Source organism: Moorena sp. SIO4G3, assembly GCF_010692305.1.
GTDB classification, from domain to species: domain Bacteria; phylum Cyanobacteriota; class Cyanobacteriia; order Cyanobacteriales; family Coleofasciculaceae; genus Moorena; species Moorena producens_A.
Window position 1 is genome coordinate 1 of sequence record NZ_JAAHIG010000403.1, and the last position, 7,666, is coordinate 7,666.

The window sequence follows — 7,666 nt, forward strand, 5'->3', positions numbered from 1 at the left end:
CTCGCGAGACGATCCAGGTTCGGCGTGCGGATCTTTTCCTGTCCGTAACTCCCGAGCTCGCCCCAGCCCAGGTCGTCGGCCAGGATGAAGAGCACGTTTTTCGGACGCGCCGGCGGACAAATTACTACATGTTTATCACCACCGATCGCCAATGTACAGAAAACCTTAAGGCTTAAAACTATATTATAGTGCCCTTGGGTAAGTCTTGATCTATTTTACCTTGATGCCTTCAAGATTAGCGATCGCCACTATACATATCTTATTCTGGATTAATCCATTTTATTAGTGGAATAGGTTCCATAAAGGTATCTAATTTTTGCATGTTTTTATCCACTAACTCCTCTATTGTTTTCTCACATCTCATTCCTGATTGCTATAACTTAGTTTCCACAATTAGATATCCATTACGAAAGTAGGGGAATTGGGTAAGCAATTTCAAAATTAATTGCCATTGCCAAGGCCAACGTTCTGGATATAATTGATAGAGAGGCCAAGTATTGACTACTTGCAATCCCATAGCGCTTAAGTCTTGTTCGTTGTTCACAAACCACTGCAATGGTGCTTCAAATTTAGCTGCCTTTTTTTTAAAAGACTTATTACAATTACCCATAACATCCATTACCCAAGTTGCACCATAGAAATGCGATCGCATTTGCTTAACCAGTTGCTGGACTTGATTTGGTTCAAGGTACATGAGCAAGCCTTCCGCAAGGAAGCAAATATTTTCAGAACCCACATTAGGAATAGAATTCATCCAATCAAAATTCATTACAGAAGCACTAATAAACTGGTGTTGCTCTGTTTCTGTGTCTAGCTGACGGCGTAAATTTGTTACATCTGGTAAATCAAGGTCTAGCCAACACTTAACATTCTGTCCGATGCGGTGAAAGCGAGTAGATAAACCCGCACCTAATTCTACAACAACAGGATGAGGATAGTTAGCAATATGACGAGAAGCAATTTGGTCATGAATATAAGACCGCGTAGACCAACTGGTTTGAACTAAACGACTCAACTGACTATAAAATGCTTCCATATCGGGGTCTAGAGGCAATTGTTTGTGCCACTCTACAGCTAAGGGGTCTTGAAACAGACAGTCAGGACGCTCTTGTTCTTCTGCTCTAGTCTTCAAGGTGAAAACCAGAGTACGAGAGACACCAGTGAGTTTAGTTGTAACTTCAGACATAGGGTTTTAAATATTTATGAGTTGATTACGTCAATTTTTACAGAATTTTGAGCGATCGCTCTATACAAACTTGCAATTTCTGAGCCAGAGTTGTGACACTAGGTTTGTAGACCATAGACCTCTTGCAAAAATATTTTGAGTTATAATATAAACTTTTGTAAAAATTAGCTAAATTGTATACTACGCTTATACACAAAGAGATTACAGAACAAGTTTGTTAGTCTTTCGTGGTACAATCAAAAGCTGCCAAATTTTTAATTACACCACGAAAGACTTTTGCAAGAGGTCTATACAACCTTAAACCTTAAACATTACAACCTTAAACATTACAACCTTCCAAGCGTTAAAAAATGACCAATATCCAACAACTAACCACGAAGAAACACAATGGTTTTGATGTTCAAAAACCGCCCAAGCAGGAATTGATTGATGCCTGCGTTCATTGTGGGTTTTGTCTTTCTACCTGTCCGAGTTACCGGGTGCTTGGCAAAGAGATGGATTCCCCTAGGGGTCGGATCTATTTAATGAATGCCATTAGTCAAGGGGAAGCTCCCTTGGCCGAGGGGAGTACACAACATTTCGATTCTTGTTTAGGATGTTTAGCTTGTGTGACAACTTGTCCGTCTGGGGTTCAGTACGATAAGCTAATCTCCGCGACTCGTCATCAAGTTCAGCGAAATCAGCCTCGTAGTTTTCCAGATTGGATGTTTAGACAGCTAATTTTTAGCTTGTTTCCCTATCCGGGGCGATTGCGTTCATTATTGTTTCCTTTATATCTCTACCAGACCTTGGGCGTACAGAAATTAGTGCGCTCTACGAATTGGCTCAAACTGCTATCTCCTCGCTTAGCAGCCATGGAGTCAATGCTACCAAAAGTTACTCTAGATTCGTTTCGGGATAATTTACCCGATCTGATTCCCTCTGTGGGTAAGAAGCGTTACCGGGTAGGAGTAATACTTGGCTGTGTGCAACGGTTGTTTTTCTCCCCAGTGAATGAAGCAACAGTGCGGGTGTTGACCGCCAATGGCTGTGAAGTGGTGATTCCCAAAACCCAGGGCTGTTGTGCCGCTTTGCCAGAACACCAAGGACAAACAGAGCAAGCCCAAGCCTTGGCAAGACAGATGATTGATAGCTTTGAAGGGACAGGAGTTGATGCCATCATTATTAATGCTGCTGGCTGCGGTCATACCTTGAAGGAGTATGGTCACATCCTCGAAGATGACCCCGAGTATGCCCAAAAAGCTCAAGAATTTGCGGGTAAGGTGAAGGATGCCCAGGAATTTCTAGCTAGTGTGGGACTAACTGCAACCCTTTCCCCCCTTAGGGATGAGCCATTAACTATTGTCTATCAGGATGCTTGTCACCTATTACATGGACAGAAGATTAGTGTGCAACCGAGACAGTTATTGCGGCAAATTCCAGGAGTGACCTTAAAGGAACCGATGGATGCCGCCTTGTGTTGCGGTAGTGCTGGAGTTTACAACATGCTGCAACCAGAAGTAGCCGATGAGCTGGGACAGCAGAAGGTGAATAATTTATTGAATACTGGGGCAGAGTTGATTGCTTCCCCGAATCCAGGCTGTTCATTGCAGATCAAGAAGCATTTGCAGCTCCAAGGAAAAGACATTACCTTAATGCATCCGATGGAGTTATTGGATTATTCGATCAGAGGATTAGCAATTTAGCTTTAGGTACACAAGAACAACTGTCAACAAGTAACTAACTAACACAAGACCTAAGTATCCAACCAATCACCAAACCCAATCCCCCAAACCGCACCCCATGCCAAAACGGTTCCCGTAGACTATGCCAAGAAAACAACTGACTCTCTAAATTCAGCTCCAGGACTTCCAGTTGTTCCTGGATTTGCCTTAACTCAGCCTTTAGGGCTTGTCGATTACTATTAGTATTAGTACGTTTAGTCTTGCGCAAATCTTTCCTAACTTGCTCTCGACGCTCCTGGAGTTGAGCTTGCTGTCGCTGATCTTGCTCAACCTGAGAAAAACGTTTCTTGAGAGTATTAAGCGATCGCTCTATTTCTGCCAATTCCTCTTCAAACTCAGCAACATCTTCTTGATCCTCTCTATTTTTTCCTGAATTACGGTAAGATGAATGAAACGATTCTGGAGGCATATAGCAATCGTAAATCCTAAGTTAAAATAGTCTTGAGTTGGTAAGCACTGACACACTCTCCTACTCAGCACTCAAAAAACAATGCCTGAATCCATCCAATTACCCAAAACTGATGCTAAGATGGAACCTAGCACTCTAGAATTGGCTCAAGCCTTAGCAGAGCGTTTGGCGATCAGACCCAATGATTGGCATCGCCTAAAGTCTAACCGCTCTGCCCGAGCCAGTGAGCAAGCTGCTGCTGCTTTGGTATTTCTGCTCAATGAACATCCAGAAGAAGCCCTTGAACGATTGCGCCAAGCATCTGGATGGCTAGACCGCTCTATTTCCGCTCCACCATGTCCAACTCATGGGACACGAAACCCTAAGTAACGAAGCCCTAAGTAAAATAGGTGCTTAAGACAATAGAGGGCGCTTAGAGGGGTGGTTAACTTGTTTACAAAGTCTAATTTCCGTGCCCTGGTTGTTCCAGAGGACTTGATCGAAGATTTGGTGAAGCAGACTCATGCCTCTACCGCTTTCTGATTCATCGCAGGGTAGGGTGACATCGGGACTCTCTTGGTCATCATCATTGGTAAAACCAGACCCTTCATCTGAAATTACCCACCAATATTCACCATTGACTACTGAAAATTGAACCTCTACGGTCTTACTTGGGTCTAAATTATTACCGTGCTTTGCTGCATTCACCAATGCTTCTTGTAATCCCAGCCGGAGTTCCGGTTGCCATTTATTGGGAATTTGTTCAAGAAGCAAATCTAATATCGGGCAAAGGTAAAGGGTAGAAGCAAAGCTAACCGTTTCCCAACCGCACTCAGCCGGACTCAAAGATGTGGCAATCACTCAAGAAACCCCTAGCTTTTTTTTGTTGGACTTGATATAATAGGAGGCTAGATACCTGATTTCTATCGGGTTCCCCCTAAGCACGGCAGAATCGTGCTCAGGGAGAACCGGACTAGGAACTCTCGATTTCTTGAGGTTGGCTTCTATATTCAGACATGAAGATTCCTGCTGGCATAGCTAAACTACAACCTCTCTATGGTTAATTATTCTGTTAATTAGTTCAATAGGTTTTTCACTAATGTCGCTGCTTTACCTATCAGCTCAATGGTAAAAATTCCTAAACAGCGCTATAATAGCCATTTAGCGTTACTCATATTCTGTAACCTTGTTTATTTCTGATTCCCTACGTCTATAGTATCAGAAAATTTTCGCCCAGACCAGACCCTTCTGGGTATTTTCCTCATGAAATACCAGTCAAATAGGTAAATAATTGATGTAGATAATTGAGTCTATATATAAAGACTATACATAAACAAACTATTTCTATGCCCATGCAACCGTTGGGTAGGCTACCAATTGTCCATCACCAATCAGCCATTAGCCTTAGGTGTTGGACAATTGGGCAACGCCGATATCAGTGCTCAAGAAAAGCAGCACATTCAACATGGGAGGTTTGAGGAAAGAAGTCAGCAGGTTGGATATGGGTTAACTGGTAGTAACCGTTGAGGCAAAGAAGTTTGAGGTCTCGTGCTAGGGTAGCTGGCTTACAGCTAATATAAACGATCCGTTTTGGTGCCACTTGCCTAAGCATGTCAATCACAGCCGGAGAACATCCCTTACGGGGTGGGTCAAGTATTACAATATCTGGCGCTATAGTCAACTGGGAGAGTAACTGCTCTACTGATCCCGCCTGAAATTTTACATTAGTGATCCCATTAATCAAGGCATTCTGCTCAGCTTGCTCTACCGATGCGGCTTGCACTTCCATACCGATAGCTTGGCGTACCTGTTGAGCAAGGGGTAGAGTAAACGTCCCAATGCCACAGTAAGCATCAACTACACATTCATCCCCCTTGAGGGCTAGCTGTTTAATGATTAGGTTTAACAAAACCTCAGCTGCTTGAGTATTAACTTGGAAAAATGTATCTGGTCGCAGCCGCAAATCAAGACCAGCAAAGTTCTCTGTCAAGTATGGCTGACCGGCAACACAATAGGTTTGGGAACCAAAAATGACATTACTGCGCTGGGGGTTATGATTCACACAAACACCAACCAGTTGGGGATAACGATTTAGCCAAGTTTGCCCTTGGAAATCCAAGTCTTTTAAATTCAGATCTGTTGTGACCAAGGTCAGCAACATCTCGCCAGTCTGTTTTCCAATTTGTAACGAAAGGTGACGCAATCGTCCTTGGTGGCGGCTTTCGTTGTATATCGACCACCCCAACTGCTGAATATCCTGCTTAATTTCCCCTAGCAGGGGATTCAAGCGCTGGTCTTGCACGGGGCATTGATTAAGATTAATCAGCTGGTGGCTACCTTTTTGGTAGTAACCCGCTTGAACTGAACCCGTTGCTGAGCGTTTAAGGGGATAGGTAGCTTTGTTTCGATAGCCCAAGGAAGAATCTGTGGTTAAGATTGGTGCTACGGCGGGTTCCCTAAATCCACCAATGCGTTTGAGGGCTTGAATCACCTGATTTTGCTTCGCCAACTGCTGATAGTCCCAGCTCACATGCTGCCATTGGCAACCACCACACTTATCCGCCACGATACATCTGGGATGAACACGATTAGGAGATTCCACCAACAGTTGGTGTAACTTACCAGTTGCATAGTTAGGTTTGACCCGAATCAGGCGCACCAAAGCTTTATCCCCTGTGACAGTATCCGGAACAAAAACCACCCGATTTCCTAGCCGTCCAACGCCATCACCACTATCACTGAGGTCTGTAATCATGACCTCAATCAGTTGACCTTGTTGCCAACACTCAGGGCTGGGCTCATTAGTTATCATCATTGGCATCATATAGCACAGGGAATAGGGAGTAGGGAGTAGGGAGTAGGGAGTAGAGAGTACAGAGATCGGATTCAGTCGCTCATGGTAGAAATCCCCTCAGGTCTGCGCACCCCTCGCTACCTGTACAGTGCATTATTAAGGTACCTTAGTACTTATAGCCTTTGGTGAGCAGTTTTGCGTAAATCCTGATAGTTTTGTTTTAATACGAGCTACAGATGCCAAGAGGGGGCAACGGATGGTTCGAGGGGATGTGAAGGATCTGGTAAGAGGGGAAAGAGACTATCGATGCCAGCAAGCATGCATCGGTTTTGCTCTATTTGTTGATCTTATGCCCAATGCCCTTCCGTTGTGTCACCCAAAGTCGGTAAACTACTAATTAACAGTTCTGGCAACAAGTCCTGAGCTAAAATCTGTAATTTAGCTCGGGACTTGTTGCCTGAGTAACTCAATAAAAAACTCCATAAACTAATAACATGAGTGTAGTTAGTCAAGTCATTCTCAATGCCGATGACGAGCTGAGATACCTCAGCTCTGGTGAACTCAAAAGTATCAATGATTTTTTGCAAACCGGTGAGCAGCGATTGCGCATTGTTGCCACCCTGTCGGAAAATGAAAAAAAGATTGTACAAAAAGCCAGCAGTCAGCTGTGGCAGAAACGCCCTGACTTCATAGCACCAGGAGGCAATGCCTATGGTCAGCGTGAACGCAATCAGTGTTTACGGGACTATGGTTGGTACTTGCGCTTGGTCACCTATGGTGTGCTTGCTGGTGATCAGAAACCTATTGAAGACATTGGTATCATCGGGGCAAGAGAAATGTATAATGCCCTAGGTGTGCCAATGGCAGGGATGTCAGAAGCGATAAATTGCTTAAAAGAGGCATCTTTGGGAATCCTAACCGATGAGGATGCTGACCTGACAGGTCCCTACTTCGATTACATTATTCAAGCAATGTCTCCTAAGTCCTAAGGTAAGCTATCAGCTATCAGCTATCAGCTAATGCGCTACGCGCACGCTACGCGAACAGCTTATGGGCATAGGGCAAGCTACACTGAACAGCTTTTGAATAAAACAGGTAAGCATTCGTTTAATCTCTGTTACCTCAGCTGACAGCTGACAGCTGACAGCTGACAGCTGACCTCCTAACTCATTGGTGATTAGTCATTAGTAATTGGTCATCTAAAAATAGCCAATGGTTAATTGTCAATGGTAAATTAACAATTAACAATTAACAATTAGCCATTAACAATGAACAATTAACAAAAGACTAATGATTAATGACCTCAAATCCCACGCATTGTAGTCGTGGGATTATTTAAATAAAATGTGGTTAATCAAAAAACTTCCCTGGCTTTCATTATCAATTCTTCTTTTAAGCCATAGTATTTTTGGCTGGATGATATCTGTTGACGGTCAGGAATTGAGTTGGGTAGAACAGACTACATCAGGATCACATCCTTCCTTATTTAAGGTATCGGTATGGCTCTGGCTGATCGGAGCAGTTTATATCTTGTTGATGGCTTTGGCTATAACTGCTCCAGTGTATCAGATTAG

At 43.5% G+C, this 7,666-nt stretch carries 8 protein-coding genes; 3 read left to right on the forward strand and 5 right to left on the reverse strand.

What is annotated here, in order from left to right:
• Nucleotides 1-373 precede the first annotated feature (373 nt).
• Nucleotides 374-1,186, reverse strand: coding sequence for a class I SAM-dependent methyltransferase (locus tag F6J99_RS38015; RefSeq protein ID WP_293121085.1), 813 nt, complete (start codon nucleotides 1,184-1,186; stop codon nucleotides 374-376).
• Nucleotides 1,187-1,536: 350 nt separating this feature from the next.
• Here F6J99_RS38015 and F6J99_RS38020 point away from each other — a divergent pair, with 350 nt between their 5' ends.
• The gene (locus tag F6J99_RS38020) at nucleotides 1,537-2,871 is read left to right on the forward strand and encodes a heterodisulfide reductase-related iron-sulfur binding cluster (protein ID WP_293121087.1); all 1,335 of its coding nucleotides are present in this window, start codon (nucleotides 1,537-1,539) and stop codon (nucleotides 2,869-2,871) included.
• Nucleotides 2,872-2,905: 34 nt separating this feature from the next.
• Here the strand turns inward: F6J99_RS38020 and F6J99_RS38025 are convergent, their stop codons facing one another.
• Complete coding sequence (locus F6J99_RS38025; protein WP_293121089.1) at nucleotides 2,906-3,319, reverse strand: DUF2203 domain-containing protein; 414 nt, start codon at nucleotides 3,317-3,319, stop codon at nucleotides 2,906-2,908.
• A gap of 81 nt (nucleotides 3,320-3,400) precedes the next feature.
• On the opposite strand from F6J99_RS38025, the gene F6J99_RS38030 reads away from it, so the two are divergent.
• Nucleotides 3,401-3,688, forward strand: coding sequence for a DUF6439 family protein (locus tag F6J99_RS38030; protein ID WP_293121091.1), 288 nt, complete (start codon nucleotides 3,401-3,403; stop codon nucleotides 3,686-3,688).
• 24 nt (nucleotides 3,689-3,712) lie between these two features.
• On the opposite strand, the gene F6J99_RS38035 is transcribed toward F6J99_RS38030, so the two are convergent.
• The 3 genes from F6J99_RS38035 to F6J99_RS38045 form a co-directional block, all read right to left on the reverse strand.
• The gene (locus tag F6J99_RS38035) at nucleotides 3,713-4,159 is read right to left on the reverse strand and encodes an anti-sigma regulatory factor (protein ID WP_293121093.1); all 447 of its coding nucleotides are present in this window, start codon (nucleotides 4,157-4,159) and stop codon (nucleotides 3,713-3,715) included.
• Between the two features lie 574 nt (nucleotides 4,160-4,733).
• Nucleotides 4,734-6,119, reverse strand: a complete 1,386-nt coding sequence (rlmD, locus tag F6J99_RS38040) for a 23S rRNA (uracil(1939)-C(5))-methyltransferase RlmD (RefSeq protein WP_293121099.1) — start codon at nucleotides 6,117-6,119, stop codon at nucleotides 4,734-4,736.
• A gap of 320 nt (nucleotides 6,120-6,439) precedes the next feature.
• Nucleotides 6,440-6,562, reverse strand: a complete 123-nt coding sequence (locus F6J99_RS38045) for a hypothetical protein (RefSeq protein ID WP_293121095.1) — start codon at nucleotides 6,560-6,562, stop codon at nucleotides 6,440-6,442.
• A 24-nt stretch (nucleotides 6,563-6,586) separates the two neighbouring features.
• Here F6J99_RS38045 and apcD point away from each other — a divergent pair, with 24 nt between their 5' ends.
• Nucleotides 6,587-7,081, forward strand: a complete 495-nt coding sequence (gene apcD, locus F6J99_RS38050; protein ID WP_293121097.1) for an allophycocyanin subunit alpha-B — start codon at nucleotides 6,587-6,589, stop codon at nucleotides 7,079-7,081.
• Nucleotides 7,082-7,666: the final 585 nt, after the last annotated feature.